This is a genomic window from Altererythrobacter aquiaggeris (genome assembly GCF_037154015.1).
GTDB classification, from domain to species: domain Bacteria; phylum Pseudomonadota; class Alphaproteobacteria; order Sphingomonadales; family Sphingomonadaceae; genus Aestuarierythrobacter; species Aestuarierythrobacter aquiaggeris.
Genome location: NZ_JBANRL010000001.1, coordinates 644,169 through 660,278 on the forward strand (window position 1 = coordinate 644,169; position 16,110 = coordinate 660,278).

The window sequence follows — 16,110 nt, forward strand, 5'->3', positions numbered from 1 at the left end:
GATTGAAATGATTGGTAAATTAATCGGCGCTATCGCCGGATCGAAGCTGGCGGAAACGACCAAGGGCCTTGGTGGGCCGTCGGGTGCGGCATTGGGTGTCGGTGCGGCCATGATCGCCAAACGGCTTAGCTTGCCTACGCTCATCGCAGTTACGGCAGGCGGCTATTTCTTCAAGAAGCATCTTGATAAGAAGGATGAGATTTCCAAAACCCCCGACATGCTCGCAACCCGTCAACCACCGGTTGTCGAGCCAAACGCAATTTAAGCTACCGGGTTTGATAATTTGCATAAAAGGCGCGAGCGGCACTTGCCGCTCGCGCCTTTTTTCATCGCTACCAAGTCAGATTAGTTGGAAACCATTCTCATGAACCGTCCGATCAATCCGGCGTCCGACTGGTCGATTGCCACCGGTTCTGCCGGACATTCAAGGCAATAGGCCTGCATACCCCGACCTCCAAGCAACCGTTCAAGATCACTTGCTAAAGTATTCGTCAACGCCTGCTGACGCTTGGCGATCAGGCCGAATATATCATTTCCGACCCGCGCTTCGGCATCATCTCCGGTCATCATCTGACGCAGCAGAGAATCGAACATAGGCACATCGCCGCCCAAAAATCTGGCGTGCCAGTCTCCCTCTGCCAGATTGGCCTGTGATGCTGCCCAGACTAGCGCATCATTCAGCCCGCCATATTGATCGACCAAGCCAAGCTGGCGCGCAGTTCCGCCGTCCCAGACACGGCCCTGCGCAACTGCATCGACTTGTGCGGTTGTCATATTGCGGCTTTTTGAAACTCGCGTGAGGAAATCATTGTATCCGTCCTCGACCGTGCTTTGCAGGATGGCGTCAACTTCGGGCGTAAAGCCGGTCAGCAAATCAGGCTGTCCGGACAATGGCGTGGTGCGAACGCCGTCACCATTTACGCCCCATTCTGCCAAGGCATCCTCGAAAGTCGGGATGACTGCAAAAATGCCGATCGATCCGGTAACCGTTTCGGGCTCGGCGAATATCCGGTCGGCAGGTGTCGCCACCCAGTAGCCGCCGCTTGCTGCGACATTGGCCATCGAGACGACAACCGGGATTTTTTTGTCTTTGTGACGCATGATCGCCCGGCGGATTTCTTCGCTTGCAAACACCGATCCGCCCGGCGAATTGACCCGGACCACCAATGCAGCCAGATCATCGCCTAGCGCATCGTCGAGCAATTCGGCTATCCGGTCGCCCCCTGCAGTGCCGGGTCCGGCGTCACCGTCAACGATTTCGCCGTCGATGGTGATAACTCCGATCGCTTTGCCTGGTGTGACCGGTACATTGTCAGCCAGCCAGGTATCCAGTTCGGTATTTGCATAGGCACCCGGCGTATCATCCCAGCTATCCTTGCCCGCAAGTTCGGTTACCCGGTCTCCAAATTCGATGCGCGTGCCAAGCTTGTCCACCAGGCCAGCTGCCAGCGCAGCAGTCCCCAGATCGCCCTTGCTTGCCGCGACCCAGTCTGCCGGTGTTTTTGTCACGAGATCCAGCTTGGCTGCAGGGCGGGCTTTCTTCACGTTGGCCTGCCACTCTTCCCACAATGCACCATAAAGAGCCTCGTAATTTTCCCGCGCAGGCTGCGACATGTCGTTGCGGCCATAAGGTTCGACCGCAGATTTGTAAGTGCCGACCTTATAGACGCGGGCATTGATCTTCAGGCGATCAAGCAAAGCCCCGTAATACAAGCGTTCCCCGCCTGGCCCCGCGATGATCACCCCACCTAGCGGGTCGGCCCAGACTTCGGTCGCATGTGCGGCGAGCATCATTGAATCGTCGGTATAAGCCGTGGCCCATACCAGCACAGGTTTATCGGCTTTGCGCACCCGGTCGAGCGCCTCGCCTATTTCCGTGAGATGCACCTGGCCGCCGCCAAGGAACAGGTTGAGGTCGAGCACCACCGCTTTGATCCGGTCATCGGTAGCCGCACGCTCGAGCGCATGGACCAGATCTCGCGCCTGAAATTCACCCGGTGGGACAGTTCCTGAAAGCAACGCTCCAAGTGCATCGATCTGCGATTTTTCCTCGACAACAGAACCTTTCAGTTCGAGCAGAAGCGCGCCGTCGCGAACCTGGCCGGGATTAGGTCGGGACGTAAGGATACCGAACAGAAGCGTGAAAAAAAGCAGCAGGAATATCAGGCTCAGCCCGTCTTTTATGCCGACCAGAAGCCGCCATACCTTGCCCGCAAACGCCATGCCTAGTTTCCTTGCCCGAAAATGCCTGTTTCAACCTAGTTAGGGATGCGGGCGCCCTAGCGCCAGATGAATCCGCTTGAGCCGCCGACATCACTCGACTAAGGGCATCGCTTTAATGACATCGACGCAAACTCCATCGCAATCCGGCCGTTATCCAGCGGGGGGAGAGGCCTTCCCGCACCGCGACTTGCTGGGAATTGCCCAGTTGGAGCGTCATGAAATCCTGTTCCTGCTCGATGAAGCTGAACAATGGGTCGAGCTTAACCGCCAGCCATCCAAACACGCCGACGAACTGGCTGGGCTCACAATCATCAATGCGTTCTTTGAAAATTCGACCCGCACACTGCTTAGTTTTGAGATCGCGGGCAAGCGATTGGGCGCGGATGTCGTCAATATGCATGCCGCGCAGTCGTCAGTCAAAAAAGGTGAAACGCTGATCGACACTGCCATCACGCTCAATGCAATGCGGGCCGATGCAATCGTAATCCGGCATGGCAGTTCCGGGGCGGTAGCGCTGATTGCAGACAAGGTCGATTGTCCGGTGCTCAATGCCGGTGACGGGCAGCATGAACACCCGACGCAAGGTTTGCTCGATGCCTTGGCGCTCCGTCACGCGCTGAGGCAGCGCGGGGAGTCCGCAGAGGACTTCACCGGTCTCAAGATTACGATTTGCGGCGACATTCTGCATAGCCGTGTGGCGCGGTCCAACATCCTGTGCCTGACAGCGCTGGGCGCACAGGTGACTTGCTGCGCGCCTCCCGGCCTGATGCCGCAAGGGATCGACGCGATGGGCGTTGTGGCCACACACACATTCGCAGCTGCCATTGCGGGCGCGGAAGTTGTCATGATGCTACGGCTTCAGACCGAACGGATGGAGGGCCAATTCATTCCGTCTGCCCGCGAATACCATCATCTTTACGGCCTGACACAGAAGCGACTGGCTTTGGCATCTGATGATGCGCTGGTTATGCACCCCGGGCCGATGAATCGCGGGGTGGAAATCGATAGCGAAGTGGCCGACATGATCGGGCGTTCGATCATTACGCGGCAAGTGGAGATGGGCGTTGCGCTGCGGATGGCGTGTCTTGATGTGCTCACCAGACGCGGACGCGGCATAGCCGGTTGGTCCAGTGCAGGACCAAAGGGGAAGTGAGCATGAGGCAGGCGTCCCCGCTGATTATTACCGGAGGCAGGCTGATAACCCCTGACGGGGTCAAGGAAGGCGCGCTGCGGTTGGATGGCGGACTGATCGCTGCGCTCGGCGATGTGGCACCGCAAGCAGACGACGAAATTTTCGATGCGAAGGGCGCTTTTATCGCGCCGGGCATCGTCGATGTCGGTGTGTTCAGCATCGATAAGGCTGCTTGCCATTTCGGCGGGATTACACGCGCCGCGCTGATGCCCGACCAGTCGCCGCCACTCGATTACCGGGCGCGCATCCAATATGCAGCCTATAGCGGTAAACCCGATCTATGGGTCCATCCGCTGGCTGCGGCAACGCGCGGTCTTAAGGGGCGCGAACTGGCCGAAATCGCGATGATGAAGGATGCAGGAGCGCGCGCCGTTGCGACCGGCCGCAAATGGGTCGGCGATAGCGGCCTGATGCTGCGTCTGCTGCGCTATGCCGCCATGCTGGATATGGTCGTGATTACGCACGCAGAAGACGCCGCAATCGTTGGTGATGCAGCAGCCACTGCGGGTGAAATGGCAACCCGGCTGGGATTGCCTGCGGCTCCTGCGGAAGCCGAGGCGCTGGCGGTCAGCCGCGATATAGCACTGGCAGAGATGACTGGCGCGCGGGTGCATTTCCGGCAGATAACCACGGCTGCGGCACTTGATTTGGTCCGGGCAGGAAAGCTGCGGGGGATCAATATTACCGCTGGTGTCACGCCCGCCCATTTCATGTTATCCGATCTTGCGACCGCAAATTTCCGCACTTTTGCGCGCCTATCGCCTCCGCTCAGGAATGATGGCGACCGTAAGGCAGTGATCGAAGCCATCGGAGACGGGACAATTGACGTGATTGCATCGGGGCACGATCCGCGCGGCCCCGAAGACAAACGCCTGCCCTTCGGCGATGCTGAACCCGGTATGGCGGGCGCTGAAACTTTGCTGACAATGACGCTGACGCTGGTGCGCGACGGTGTGATCGATATTGGCCGCGCATTCGAGCTGTTGGCGACCAACCCTGCCACGCTGCTTGGCGTTCCGGCCGGAGCATTGGCTCCGGGTTTCGAAGCCGACATCGCCTTGGTCGATCCTGAAAAACCGTGGATCGTGGATTCGCGCAAAATGACTGCCAGCGCGGGAAACACACCGTTCGATGGCCAACCCGTACAGGGCAGGGCCACCGCGCTGTTCAAGGGCGGGGTCAGGATCTCGATCTGATCTCTAAGGCAAAAACCTCCAACCGGTTTGCGGAAGGAGCCTTTTTTCGTTCGAACAGCTTGCGGCTTAGCGCCGCGCCATCCGGATGCCGCTGTCGACAGCGCCCGCCATCGGACGCCCTTCTGCCCAGGCGTAGCAGCCATGACCCTGACCTTTAACGGTCGAACACATCGAATTTGCAGCGCGCTTGCCAAAACCGGCTGCGGACACGCGCCAATAGGTCTTGCCGCGGACGATGGCTTTGCTGATGACCATATCGTGCTGCGATAATTGGGGATAGCGCTTGGCATAAATACCCCAAGCGCGTTTTGCACCGCGCTCGCTGGCGAATGAGCCAAGCTGGACCAGATGATCACCGCTTGCGGTGGTATCTGAACCATCTGCGACACGGCTTCGCTCTGCCGCTACGGTAGCACCAAGGCGTGCCGGCGCGGTCTGGACGGCTGCACTGTTGACGAATCTGACAGTGTCCATCAACACAGCTGCAGGACTGGCTCCCGATGGCGCAGGGGTATCAAACGCATCTTCGAACGTTTCGGGCGTGGCAATTGCCTGAGCCGGATATTCGCTTACCGCTGCTACAGGGACGGGCACTTCACGTACGGGTATAGCCGCGTCAGCGACAAAGCCGACATCACTTGTCGGCGGCAATTCACCGGCAGGCTGTGCGAAGGCATAGCTACCGCCTGTTACCGGTGCGGCGCCAGCGACCTGCGGCTGGGAGTATGCAGCCGCTTCGACCGCCATCTGTTCTGCCGAAGGTGTATTGACGAGCGCCAATTGCAAGGGTTGCCCGCTATCGGTGATGATCGGCGCGCTGAGCAATCCTGCTACGCGTTTTTGAAAATCCTCCGGCTTGGCCATCTGTGCCCACTGGCTGATTCGCGCATCGAGCTGGTCGGCCGGAACGTCTTCAGCGGCCATAAGCCTGGCGGCCCGCCAATTTCCTTGGAGCGCATAGGCATACGCCAGATTCTGACGAACTTTGGGAGTATTTTCGCCGCCACGAAGGGCGTTGGCGAGCACCTGGACACCGCGATCCGGCTCACCCGACAGAGCAAGAGCCAGCCCGAGATCGGCAGCGGCAATATCAGCCTGCCAATCGTCGAGCACTGCAATTGATTTTGCGTAATCGCCGGTAGCGGCTTTGGCGAGGGCAAAGCTGAGAGCGGTGCGGGCACCAGTATCGCCCAGCGACATCGCATCATCGAAACTTGTTGCAGCAGATTCGAACCTGCCAGCTTCCAGATAGGCAGCTCCCAGCATGGCGCGGAACGCTGCGTTGCGCGGATCGCCCAGAACAGCAGCCTCGGCATGCTGGATTGCTTGCGATGTCGCGCCCTTGGCAAGCGCATGTTCTGCCTTGCTGGCTGAAGCAGCCGACTGCGGTGCAGCATTAGTCGTGCAGCCGCTCAAGGCCGAAGTGGCCAGAGCGGTGGTGAGCGCAAGGCCCATCAATTTCGAACGTTTAGCGGTCTGGGTCATTTAATTTTCCCCTTCGAAAAATCCATTTCAACTGCGTCTCATTTGATCGGCCAGAGCCGACAGGTCAGGTATTTCGCCTAACAACCTGTCGAGCGCTTCGGTCACCAGCTGCTGCGCGCTTTTGCCCTTGATCGTGCTTGCCAGCTTGAGTTTCAGGTGCCGATCGGCGTCGAGCCGCAATGTGAATGCAGCCCGTCTGCCCCGCGACAGTGCAGAGCGGCGCGGCCGCTGCGGTGCCGGTGCATTATCTTCGTTGGCTGCAAACGTGGTCATCTCGGCGAACCTTCGCGCAATAACGTCCTGTTGCTTTAATATTTCGGGCCGCAGAGCCTTCGCCGTTTCCTCGTCCTGAATGCGGACCAGTTCTTCGACTTGGGGATTGGCTGGTTCGGGCGTCAGGGCCAGCACCCCGGCGACCGGCTGATGCTCCTCTTCCCCCATGTCGTTCCAGCCGAGATCTTCGAGGTTGGCGGCGTTATCGCGCGTAGCCGGGCCGTCGAATGCAGCCAGCGAGCTGGCCAGTTGTGGGCGCATCGCCGGTTTGGCTCCGCCCTTGCGGGCGAGCAGCGTCGGGCTGAGCGACGCGAAGGCATTATTATCGCTCATGGTGGTGTCCCGCGTCCCTGTGTTCACTGTGCTACCCGGCGGCCAAAGCCACCGACGGGACGCTGATGCGTGCCCTGGATTTGCTGGACGCTGCCGGGCGCAGCGAAGACTGTGCGGCGGAAATTCTTTTCAAGCCGGTCGGAAACGTAATTCCACAGTGCAGTCACCTCCTGCGCGCTACGGCCATCAGGATCGACTTCCATGACAGTTCGCCCGTCAATCATCGAAGCAGCAAAGTCGGTGCGGTGGTGCAGCGTAATCGGCGCCACTGTACCATGCTGGGAAAGTGCAACAGCAGCTTCCGATGTGATCTTTGCTTTGGGGGTCGCCGCATTGACTACGAAAATCAGTGGTTTGCCGGCCCGGTCACACAGATCGACTGTCGCACCCACGGCACGAAGATCGTGCGGGCTGGGACGCGTCGGAACGACAATAAGTTCAGCGACTGCAATTACCGACTGGATTGCCAGGGTGATAGCGGGCGGCGTATCGATGACTGCAAGTTTGAAACCCTGCTGCCGCAAGGTTGCCAGATCATGGGCGAGACGAGCTACGGTGGTTTGGGCAAATGCAGGATATTCCGCTTCGCGTTCATTCCACCAGTCGGCCAGCGACCCTTGTGGATCGATATCGATTAGTACGACCGGTCCGGCGCCAGCGCGCTGTGCCTGTACTGCGAGGTGTCCGGACAAGGTCGTTTTGCCCGATCCACCCTTCTGTGATGCCATTGCCAGAACCCGCAAGGTCTGATCCCCCTGATTAATTCCGCCGATCTCATCAAACGGCAGTTCAAAAGGTGAAATCGCAGAACGCCCCTAATTTTAAGTTAACGTCCAAATAGGGTAAGGGTGGTTTGATGAGGTTGTTCAGTGCGCGGGAAGGCGGAATTTCACACGGAAACCCTTTCCTAACGGCTTGTTCACTATAGGCATACGGGACAATGCGACCGGATAGCAGGGACCGCGAAATGATGAATTCAACACGACACCGTATAAGCAAAGTATTTCTGGCATCAGCGGCGCTGGCATTTTCGGCGCCAGCAATGGCTGATGTGAAAGCGGGCGTGCAGGCCTGGAGCGCGGGCAATTATCCAGCGGCAGTTGCTGAATGGCAGGGCCCGGCAGCACAGGGTGACGCTGATGCGCAGTTCAATATGGCGCAGGCTTACCGGCTTGGACGCGGCGTATCCCCCGATCCCGCCAAGGCAGAAGAATATTATGCTAAGGCTGCTGCCCAGGGGCACATCAAGGCTGCCGACAGTTACGGACTTCTGCTGTTTCAGGACGGACGACGCGGGCAGGCGCTGCCATACGTGCAAGCAGCGGCACTGCGCGGTGATCCCCGCGCGCAGTATCTTGTAGGTGTCGCACATTTCAACGGCGATCTGGTGGAAAAGGATTGGGTAAGGGCATACGCATTGCTGAGTGCTGCCAACGCAACCGGACTGGCGCAGGCTGTGCCGGCTCTGAAACAAATGGACGAATATATTCCGCTGGACCAGCGCCAACAGGGCGTTGCCTTGGCAGCGGTTCTACGTACGCAAGCCGATGCGACGCGCGCCCGGCAGCTTGCGGCAGCTGATCTTGGCAGCAGTCCGCCTGGCGCGGCTCCGGTCGCGGTGACTGCCTCAACGGCTCCGGCTGTGACCGCGCCGTTGCCAAATTCCGCCGCGCGGGTGCCGACACCCATTGTGGCTGCAAACGTAGCCCCTTCGGAAACGGTATCTTCGTCGATCGCAGAAGCGCGGGCAGCTGTTGCAGAGGCTGCGCGGGTAACCGGCACCCATAGCCCCGCTACCGCAGGTGCGGATTTCGCCCGGCCGCAAGCGGCTGGCGCAACACATCCGGACCAGTTCCCTGCTATCACCCCGTCAGCGCGCGTAGTTGCCAAACCAGCGGAGGGCCCATGGCGTGTCCAGCTGGGGGCATTCGGTGTGAAATCAAACGCCACAACGCTGTGGGAGCGGTTATCGCTGCACCCGGAATTGGCGGGCAAAACGCGTCTGCTCGTACCAGCCGGGCGCGTGACCAAATTGCTGGCCGGTGGTTTCGCCTCGCGCGCAGAGGCGGCCGGTGCGTGTTCTGCACTGAAGCGTTCCGGACAGGAATGTATCGTAACCCGCTAATATCCAGTGCGGTGACGACTAACGGTGGAGATCCCTCGACCGGCGTACTTGCCGTTCAGGCTGTCTTGCTTCACTAAGACAGCCTATTGATGGGGGAATTCGATGGTTGATGCGACACAGGAACAGGTTGCTGCATTGGAGAATGCCGAACTGGCAGCGACACCTGACCAGCCGGTCAAGAGCGATCACCGCATCGTCAGTCTGGATTTCATCCGCGGTATCGCGGTTCTGGGGATCCTGTTTGCGAATATCACTGCATTCGGTCAGCCGTTCATGGCCTATTTCTGGCCGCAAGCCCTGACGGGCGGATATACGCAAACTGACAGCGCCGTCTGGGTATTCCAGATGATCTTCATCGATTACAAATTCCGGATCATGTTCACGCTTCTGTTCGGCGCAGGAATTTACCTATTCATGGAGCGGGCGTGGTCACGGGGTTCCTCGCGGTGGTTGCAATTCAGGCGGCTTGTGGCTCTCGCAGTTTTTGGCCTGATCCATTATTTTCTTATCTGGCGCGGCGATATTTTGACCGTCTATGCGCTATGGGGCATCATCGCGCTGTCGATGATGAAATGGAAAGCCAAGACACAACTCATCACGGGGATCGCTGTGTACATCATCGGTTCGCTACTGATGCTTGGTATGATGGGGGGTAATTACCTCGCCGCAGTCAATCCGGATGTAGCCGCCCAGTTGCCGCCCGAGGCGCGAGAGCAGATTGCTGCCGCACCAGCTGAAATTCTGGAGGATTCGAGGGCAGATACGGCATTGTTCACTGGCGATAGTTATTCCGCGATCGTTGCGGACACGATCGAAAACGAAACCGGGCAATTGGTTCAGGAACTGATCTTTGTCGGTTTGACCGAAACACTCGCGCTAATTCTGATGGGTATGGCGCTGTATCGCTACGGGTTCTTCAACGGCACGCTCGATCCGGTAAAAATGAAACGTTGGGGCTGGACCGGTGTGATCGGCGGAATGCTGTTTACTGCCCCGATCGCATTATGGACTGCCGCCTCCGGTTTCCCGTTTTTTCAGGTCATGTTCGCTTTCCAGGGCCTGTTGGGCCTGCCAGCCATATTCATGTCGATCGGCCTGATGGCGCTGTTTGCTTTATGGGCGCCAACTGCGACACAAACGGCTTTGGGACAGCGATTTGTTGCGGCCGGCCGAATGGCATTTACCAATTACCTTGGCACTTCGATTATTCTGCTGCCCGTCTTTCATGGATGGGGCCTTGGCCTGTTTGGCGAGTTGCACCGTCTCGAACTGTTCGGCGTTGTTTTGGCAGTCTGGGTCCTGATGCTGCTGTGGTCCAAATGGTGGCTCGACCGCTTCCGTTATGGTCCGCTGGAATGGCTATGGCGGTGCATGACTTATCTCAAGGTCTTTCCGCTGAAACGCTGAACCAGAGTTACTTTCTGGTCGGGGCGTACGGGTTCTTTGCGCTCTTGAGCACGACGCGGACAGGGACACTATCGAAGCCTAGCTGCTTGCGAATCCCGTTTACCAGATATCGTTCATAGCTTGTGGGAAGCATATCGAGCCGCGATCCGAACACGACGAAGCGTGGCGGCCTGGTGCTCGACTGGGTAATATAGCGCAGCTTTATACGCTTGCCCTTGGGGGCAGGCGGCGGGTTGGCTTCCAGCGCATCATCGAACCACCGATTGAGCGCCGCAGTGGGAACACGTTTTGACCAGCTTTCGCGCAATTTGAACGCGGCGGACAGCATCGGGTCGAGCCCTTTGCCGGTTTTGGCCGAGACAGCAAACAGCGGAACGCCGCGAACCTGTGCCAGCCCGTCCTCCAATGCGGCACGGACACCGTTGAACAGGCCGCTCGGGTCTTCGGCGATGTCCCATTTGTTGATCGCGATCATCAACGCACGACCTTCTTCGAGCGCGTGGGCAGCGATCTTGAGATCCTGCGATTCCAGACCTTGCGTCGCATCCAGCAGCAGCACGACAACCTCGGCAAAATCCACTGCATGACGCGCATCGGCTACAGCCAACCGTTCGAGCTTTTCCGTGACCTTTGCCTTTTTACGCATACCTGCCGTGTCGATCAGCCGGATTTCGCGTAATTCTCCATTGTCCGGATCTGTCCACAACCAGTCCACGGCAATCGAATCGCGCGTGATCCCCGCTTCGGGACCTGTAAGCAAACGGTCCTCGCCGAGCAGTCGGTTGATCAGCGTCGATTTTCCGGCATTCGGGCGGCCAACGATGGCCAGCTTCAGCGGACCGGAGGCGACGACATCGCCATGCTCGTCACGGTCAATGAATTCGGGCGGGGCTTCGACCGGACCATCCGGCTCGAGAATAGGACGCAGTGCCTCGAACAGTTCAACTGTCCCTTCTCCATGCTCTGCCGAAAATGGCACCGGCTCTCCCAAGCCGAGAGAATAGCTTTCCAGAATACCGCTTTCGCCGGCTTTGCCTTCAGCCTTGTTGGCGACAACGATCACCGGAACGCTCTGTTCGCGCAGCCAGCGGGCAATTTCTTCATCAAGTGGGGTAAGCCCGAGCCGCGAATCGAAAACGAACAGAGCGGCAGCGGCGCCGATAATCGACACTTCGGTTTGTTTGCGCATCCGTCCGGGCAGCGTCTCGGCATCTTCGTCTTCCCACCCGGCAGTATCAACCAGAGTGAACTCCATGCCGAGTATATCCGCATCGCCCATCCGGCGGTCACGTGTTACGCCGGGCTGATCGTCCACGAGAGCAAGTTTTTTGCCAACGAGACGGTTGAACATCGTGCTCTTGCCGACGTTGGGGCGCCCGACAATGACGACTTCTGGTTTGCTATAGGTGGCCATATCGCGTCGCAGTTGGGCTCTGGCGGTCAAATTGGCAAGTCTGGCATGATGGACGCCCTGTTTTCGCGGCCAACCATTTTACCGTTAATAACCATTAACCATAATTCGCAGCCGCGTGTGAACCGTCCTGCTTCATACCCCCTGAACCATGATCAAGACATTGGCCAACATCTCGTTTCTGGGCGCTATCGCAATGATACCGTCTGTCGCCGCCGCAGAACAGCCCGCCGACCTGCAAGACGACACGAACATTCGGCAGGGCGCGGAATTGCCGGCATATCTGCAGTGCGTTCCTTATGCCCGCCAGGTTTCTGGAATTCGGATATTTGGTGATGCACATACCTGGTGGGATCAGGCAGACGGGCGGTTTGCACGCGGAAATAAACCCAAGGTAGGCGCGGTAATGTCTTTTCGTCCCAACCGCGCAATGGAGCTTGGCCACGTGGCAGCTGTAAGCCAAATCGTCGATCAGCGGACGGTTCTGCTGCGACACTCCAACTGGTCGCCAATAAACGGGCGCCGCGGTCAGATAGAAGACGATGTTCGTGCAGTCGATGTATCTGCCGATAATGATTGGAGCGCGGTACGCGTGTGGTATCATCCGCTGCAGGCACTGGGCCGGACGGCGTGGCCGGTAAACGGCTTTATCTATGCACAGAATCCCCGGCAGATGTCTGTAAGCCCGGTGCAGCTAGCGATAGCTACGCCCGCGAAGGCACAAAGCTCGCAGGCTTTTTTGATCGCCTTTTCCGGGATGGCAAAGCCAGCAGGTATTCAGCGTACTGCGGCAGTCCGGCAAACTACGCGAGCCAAACCTGATAGCCGCCGTGATCCGATAGCCGAAGCTATCGCGCGGTATTAGGCAGGATTATTTTTTGGCGACGGGCGGACTGTCACCCAGATCTTCGAACCAGGCTTCGACCGGGCCGCTGAGCTTGAGCGTTAGCGGGCGGCCCTTGCGGTCCAGCGTCTTTCCTGCCTGAACGCGGATCCACCCTTCGGAGATGCAATATTCCTCGATATCGGTGCGCTGGCGCTCCTTGAACCTGATCGCGACACCGCGCTGCAAGACTTCCTGATCGAAGTGCGGGCTGCGCGGGTCTATCGCCAAATGGTCAGGCGGTGTATCGGCAGAGACATCAGCCTGTACCGTTTCGTTGGTTTGTTCGGTTTCGTCGCTCATAACGCTGCCAGTAGGGCTGCTTGCACTGCATCGCAAGACGGCATCGGTGCGATTTGATAGTTCGCCGCGCTTGCCCTTTGCCGCCACCCCCGATAAAGGCGCGCGACTGTTCGCGAAGGCGCTGAGCATGCGGGCGTGGCGGAATTGGTAGACGCGCTGGTTTTAGGTACCAGTATCTTACGATGTGGGGGTTCGAGTCCCTTCGCCCGCACCATTCAGCACATGTCAAATGTTTGTGCTGCTATCCAGTAGCCACGCAGCGCAAGTTAGGTTTTTGAAGAAGGCAATTAGTTCGAACCATGAAGCACACCGAGACCACAAACGAGGGCCTCAAGCGCGCCTATAAACTGGCGATCCCGGCAACGGAGATTGACGCTCGTATCGAAAGCGAAATCAAGAAGGTTGCGCCGCGGATGAACATGCCCGGCTTCCGTCCGGGCAAGGTTCCTGCCAATCTGGTTCGCAAGATGCATGGCGAACAGATGCATGCACAGGCCTTGAATGATACGATTCGCGAATCGGTTGATCATGTAATGGCTACCGAAAAATTGCGTCCTGCGATGCAGCCCAAGATCGAACTTGGTGAAGATTACGAGCAAGGCAAGGATGCCGAAGTCTCGCTGGAGCTCGAAATCCTTCCTGAAATCAGCACGCCGGACACCAAGGGACTGAAGCTGGAAAAGCTGGTTGTTCCGGTAACCGACAAGCAGGTCGATGAAGCGGTTGAAAATTTTGCCAAAAATCAGAAGAACTTCAGCGACGCGCCGAAAGGCCGCAAGGCGAAAGACGGTGACCAGCTGATTATCGACTTTCTTGGCAAGCTGGATGGCACACCTTTCGAAGGCGGCAAGGCAGAGGGCGCACCGCTCGAATTGGGGAGCGGGCAATTCATTCCCGGTTTCGAAGAACAGCTTGTCGGCGCGAAATCCGGTGATGAAAAAGTCATCAACGTGACTTTCCCTGCCGATTATCAGGCCAAACATCTGGCCGGCAAAGACGTCACTTTCGACATCACCGTCCAGGCTGTGAAAGTTGCGGGTGACGTCAAGATCGATGACGAATTTGCCAAGGGTCTGGGCCTCGACAGTCTGGACAAGTTGAAAGAATTACTGCGCGGTCAGCTGGAGCAGGAAACTGCCGGCATGACCCGCACAGCGATGAAGCGTTCGCTGCTTGATCATCTGGCCGGAAGTCACGACTTTGAAGTGCCGGAAGGCATGGTTGACGCCGAATTTGACCAGATTTGGCAGCAGCTGCAACAGGAAGCCTCGCGCGAGGAAGATCCGGCCGCTGCTCTGAAGGAAGTCGAAGCTGAAAAGGACGATTATCGCAACATCGCCGAACGCCGCGTGCGCCTCGGCCTGTTGTTATCGGAAATTGGTCAACAGGCCGGTGTGGAAGTGTCGCAGCAGGAAATGCAGATGCTTATGCAGCAGGCGGCCCAGCAATATCCCGCAGATCAACGCGAGCAGTTTTTCCAGTTCGTGCAGAACGAGCCGATGGCCGCTGCGCAGATCCGCGCACCGCTTTACGAGGATAAGGTCGTCGATCATCTGTTCGAAACGGCCGACGTAAAAGAACGCGAGGTTACCCGCGACGAACTGCAAGCGGCGATCGAGGCTGAAGACACCGCGCCCGCCCAGAAGAAAAAGGCTCCGGCCACGAAGAAAGCTCCCGCAAAGAAAGCCACTTCGACAAAAGCTGACGAAAAGCCTGTTGCCAAAAAAGCGCCCGGCAAGAAAGCGGCTGCAACCAAGGCGGATGAAGCTTCGGCCATGAAGCCTCCAGCCAAGAAGTCTGCAGCCAAGAAGCCTGCAGCCAAGAAGGCTTCGCCAAAAAAGGCTTCGGAAAAGAAAAAATAAGCGGGAATTTTCGATAGCTGCTGGCGGCCTGTTTCTCCACCGGGAGACAGGCCGTCAGCTGTTTGTGGCGCGATCTTCAGGTCTGTGGGGCGCCAATTCCGCGCTCTCGCCCTTGTGAATGTGGGCACCGACGTGTTCGACGCTGTTCATGACGCGGACGGTGGTTACTCCGTGGATGACAATCGAAGCCACGATCGCAAAACTTACTACGACCCAAAGCGTGTCGATATCGCTGAAAGCCCCGTGGTTCTGCGCGTAAGCGAGATAGTAAAGCGACCCCATTCCGCGAATTCCCAGAAATGCGATCGCTGCTTTCCCGTGCCATGGCAAATTGCAATTCAGTTCAGCGAGAATGCCGCCAAGCGGCCGGATGGCGACGATAAGCAGCATTCCCACCGCTGCTTCGCGCCAACCCAGGCCATCCAGAATACCGCCCGCCAAAAGTCCCCCGAATGCAAACAGGACAGCAACAAGAACGATTTTTTCGATCTGGTCGATAAAGTGGTGCGCCATCTTGTGATAGCGGTTGCGGTTTTCCTGCTGCCGGGCCGTGACCGCTCCAACAAATACAGCGATAAATCCGTATCCTTCGATGAGCTCGGTCAATCCGTAGGCGAGTAACAGGGTACCCAGCACGATGAGTCCTTCGCTTGTGGAATACAGCTGCTGCTGACTATTGTCCCGATCTGCTTTTTTACCCTCTGCCATTCTTTCGAACACGTACCAGGCACCGATTCGCCCGATCACAACGCCCATGAATATCCCTGCGGAAATGCGCCAGATGACATCCACCGCGAACCATTCAAGCGTCCATACACCAAGTCCGCTCATGCCGGCGGCTGCGATCGCCAGATAAGTGAAGGGGAAGGCCAGACCATCGTTCAGCCCTGCTTCCACCGTCAGGCTGAAGCGGACATCGTGACGCTCATTATCCCCTGGCGGCCCTACCTGAACGCTTCGGGCCAAGACCGGATCGGTGGGTGCCAGCGCCGCGCCCAGCAGCAATGCACTGGCAGGTGCAAGGCCAAGCACCCACCAGCCAAGCAGGCCGACCAGTACAATGGTTAAGGGCATTGTAATGGCCAGCAGCGGCCAGATCTGGCGCCAATTGGCCCAGGTCACTGGGCGATCGATCGCGATGCCTGCTGCGGCCAGCGAAACGATAACGATGAATTCGGTAATATACTCGAAAGCAACAGTGTCTGCTCCGTCAGACACCGGGTTCAGGACAGGCAGCCCCAGGGGCAATGAAAAAAGCGCCCACCCCGCAGCGACATAGACGATCGGCAGGGAAAGGAAGCTCTTGCGCGAAAGCCAGCTTTCCAGCCCGACAGCAGCGACCAAGCCAAGACCGAAAATCACAAAAAGTACGATACGTGGATCCATCAGAGGTGGTTAAACACCGCATCCGAAGGGG

14 protein-coding genes and 1 tRNA gene are annotated in these 16,110 nt (G+C 58.1%); 8 read left to right on the forward strand and 7 right to left on the reverse strand.

Annotation, left to right across the window (positions count from 1 at the left end):
* The first annotated feature begins 7 nt into the window (after window positions 1-7).
* Window positions 8-265, forward strand: coding sequence for a hypothetical protein (locus WFP06_RS03090; protein ID WP_336985779.1), 258 nt, complete (start codon window positions 8-10; stop codon window positions 263-265).
* An 80-nt stretch (window positions 266-345) separates the two neighbouring features.
* Here WFP06_RS03090 and sppA read toward each other — a convergent pair whose 3' ends face one another.
* On the reverse strand, window positions 346-2,223 hold the full coding sequence (gene sppA, locus WFP06_RS03095; RefSeq protein ID WP_336985780.1) for a signal peptide peptidase SppA: 1,878 nt from the start codon (window positions 2,221-2,223) through the stop codon (window positions 346-348).
* Window positions 2,224-2,338: 115 nt separating this feature from the next.
* Between sppA and WFP06_RS03100 the strand changes: the two genes are divergently transcribed.
* Window positions 2,339-3,376 carry an aspartate carbamoyltransferase catalytic subunit gene (locus tag WFP06_RS03100; RefSeq protein WP_336985781.1) on the forward strand — a complete coding sequence of 346 codons (1,038 nt, stop codon included), beginning with the start codon at window positions 2,339-2,341 and terminating at the stop codon, window positions 3,374-3,376.
* 2 nt (window positions 3,377-3,378) lie between these two features.
* On the forward strand, window positions 3,379-4,611 hold the full coding sequence (locus tag WFP06_RS03105; protein ID WP_336985782.1) for a dihydroorotase: 1,233 nt from the start codon (window positions 3,379-3,381) through the stop codon (window positions 4,609-4,611).
* A gap of 66 nt (window positions 4,612-4,677) precedes the next feature.
* Here the strand turns inward: WFP06_RS03105 and WFP06_RS03110 are convergent, their stop codons facing one another.
* Genes WFP06_RS03110 through WFP06_RS03120 form a run of 3 tightly spaced genes read right to left on the reverse strand, consistent with a single transcriptional unit; the run spans window position 4,678 to window position 7,430 of the window.
* Window positions 4,678-6,096 carry an SPOR domain-containing protein gene (locus tag WFP06_RS03110; RefSeq protein ID WP_336985783.1) on the reverse strand — a complete coding sequence of 473 codons (1,419 nt, stop codon included), beginning with the start codon at window positions 6,094-6,096 and terminating at the stop codon, window positions 4,678-4,680.
* A gap of 27 nt (window positions 6,097-6,123) precedes the next feature.
* Window positions 6,124-6,702: a hypothetical protein gene (locus WFP06_RS03115; protein ID WP_336985784.1), complete on the reverse strand. Its 579-nt coding sequence runs from the start codon at window positions 6,700-6,702 to the stop codon at window positions 6,124-6,126.
* Window positions 6,703-6,725: 23 nt separating this feature from the next.
* The gene (locus WFP06_RS03120; protein ID WP_336985785.1) at window positions 6,726-7,430 is read right to left on the reverse strand and encodes a ParA family protein; all 705 of its coding nucleotides are present in this window, start codon (window positions 7,428-7,430) and stop codon (window positions 6,726-6,728) included.
* Between the two features lie 314 nt (window positions 7,431-7,744).
* Here WFP06_RS03120 and WFP06_RS03125 point away from each other — a divergent pair, with 314 nt between their 5' ends.
* Window positions 7,745-8,827, forward strand: coding sequence for an SPOR domain-containing protein (locus tag WFP06_RS03125; RefSeq protein WP_336985786.1), 1,083 nt, complete (start codon window positions 7,745-7,747; stop codon window positions 8,825-8,827).
* 102 nt (window positions 8,828-8,929) lie between these two features.
* Window positions 8,930-10,234 (forward strand): DUF418 domain-containing protein, encoded by a 1,305-nt coding sequence (locus WFP06_RS03130; RefSeq protein WP_336985787.1) that lies wholly within the window; start codon window positions 8,930-8,932, stop codon window positions 10,232-10,234.
* 7 nt (window positions 10,235-10,241) lie between these two features.
* Here the strand turns inward: WFP06_RS03130 and der are convergent, their stop codons facing one another.
* Complete coding sequence (der, locus tag WFP06_RS03135) at window positions 10,242-11,648, reverse strand: ribosome biogenesis GTPase Der (RefSeq protein WP_336985788.1); 1,407 nt, start codon at window positions 11,646-11,648, stop codon at window positions 10,242-10,244.
* 148 nt (window positions 11,649-11,796) lie between these two features.
* Here der and WFP06_RS03140 point away from each other — a divergent pair, with 148 nt between their 5' ends.
* The gene (locus tag WFP06_RS03140; RefSeq protein ID WP_336985789.1) at window positions 11,797-12,510 is read left to right on the forward strand and encodes a CHAP domain-containing protein; all 714 of its coding nucleotides are present in this window, start codon (window positions 11,797-11,799) and stop codon (window positions 12,508-12,510) included.
* A 6-nt stretch (window positions 12,511-12,516) separates the two neighbouring features.
* Here the strand turns inward: WFP06_RS03140 and WFP06_RS03145 are convergent, their stop codons facing one another.
* Entirely contained in the window at window positions 12,517-12,831 is a 315-nt protein-coding gene (locus WFP06_RS03145; RefSeq protein ID WP_336985790.1) for a DUF3297 family protein, read from the reverse strand.
* Between the two features lie 129 nt (window positions 12,832-12,960).
* Between WFP06_RS03145 and WFP06_RS03150 the strand changes: the two genes are divergently transcribed.
* Together WFP06_RS03150 and tig are read left to right on the forward strand one after the other, a co-directional pair.
* Window positions 12,961-13,045, forward strand: a tRNA-Leu gene (locus WFP06_RS03150).
* Window positions 13,046-13,130: 85 nt separating this feature from the next.
* Window positions 13,131-14,693, forward strand: a complete 1,563-nt coding sequence (gene tig, locus WFP06_RS03155; protein WP_336985791.1) for a trigger factor — start codon at window positions 13,131-13,133, stop codon at window positions 14,691-14,693.
* A gap of 54 nt (window positions 14,694-14,747) precedes the next feature.
* On the opposite strand, the gene WFP06_RS03160 is transcribed toward tig, so the two are convergent.
* Window positions 14,748-16,079, reverse strand: coding sequence for a cation:proton antiporter (locus WFP06_RS03160; protein WP_336985792.1), 1,332 nt, complete (start codon window positions 16,077-16,079; stop codon window positions 14,748-14,750).
* Window positions 16,080-16,110 lie beyond the last annotated feature (31 nt).

Bases quoted from the DNA above. Each gene is read 5' to 3' on its own strand.
- WFP06_RS03090 (WP_336985779.1), top strand. From the start codon at position 8: ATGATTGGTAAATTAATCGGCGCTATCGCCGGATCGAAGCTGGCGGAA.
- sppA (WP_336985780.1), bottom strand. From the start codon at position 2,223: ATGGCGTTTGCGGGCAAGGTATGGCGGCTTCTGGTCGGCATAAAAGAC.
- WFP06_RS03100 (WP_336985781.1), top strand. From the start codon at position 2,339: ATGACATCGACGCAAACTCCATCGCAATCCGGCCGTTATCCAGCGGGG.
- WFP06_RS03105 (WP_336985782.1), top strand. From the start codon at position 3,379: ATGAGGCAGGCGTCCCCGCTGATTATTACCGGAGGCAGGCTGATAACC.
- WFP06_RS03110 (WP_336985783.1), bottom strand. From the start codon at position 6,096: ATGACCCAGACCGCTAAACGTTCGAAATTGATGGGCCTTGCGCTCACC.
- WFP06_RS03115 (WP_336985784.1), bottom strand. From the start codon at position 6,702: ATGAGCGATAATAATGCCTTCGCGTCGCTCAGCCCGACGCTGCTCGCC.
- WFP06_RS03120 (WP_336985785.1), bottom strand. From the start codon at position 7,430: ATGGCATCACAGAAGGGTGGATCGGGCAAAACGACCTTGTCCGGACAC.
- WFP06_RS03125 (WP_336985786.1), top strand. From the start codon at position 7,745: ATGGCTGATGTGAAAGCGGGCGTGCAGGCCTGGAGCGCGGGCAATTAT.
- WFP06_RS03130 (WP_336985787.1), top strand. From the start codon at position 8,930: ATGGTTGATGCGACACAGGAACAGGTTGCTGCATTGGAGAATGCCGAA.
- der (WP_336985788.1), bottom strand. From the start codon at position 11,648: ATGGCCACCTATAGCAAACCAGAAGTCGTCATTGTCGGGCGCCCCAAC.
- WFP06_RS03140 (WP_336985789.1), top strand. From the start codon at position 11,797: ATGATCAAGACATTGGCCAACATCTCGTTTCTGGGCGCTATCGCAATG.
- WFP06_RS03145 (WP_336985790.1), bottom strand. From the start codon at position 12,831: ATGAGCGACGAAACCGAACAAACCAACGAAACGGTACAGGCTGATGTC.
- tig (WP_336985791.1), top strand. From the start codon at position 13,131: ATGAAGCACACCGAGACCACAAACGAGGGCCTCAAGCGCGCCTATAAA.
- WFP06_RS03160 (WP_336985792.1), bottom strand. From the start codon at position 16,079: ATGGATCCACGTATCGTACTTTTTGTGATTTTCGGTCTTGGCTTGGTC.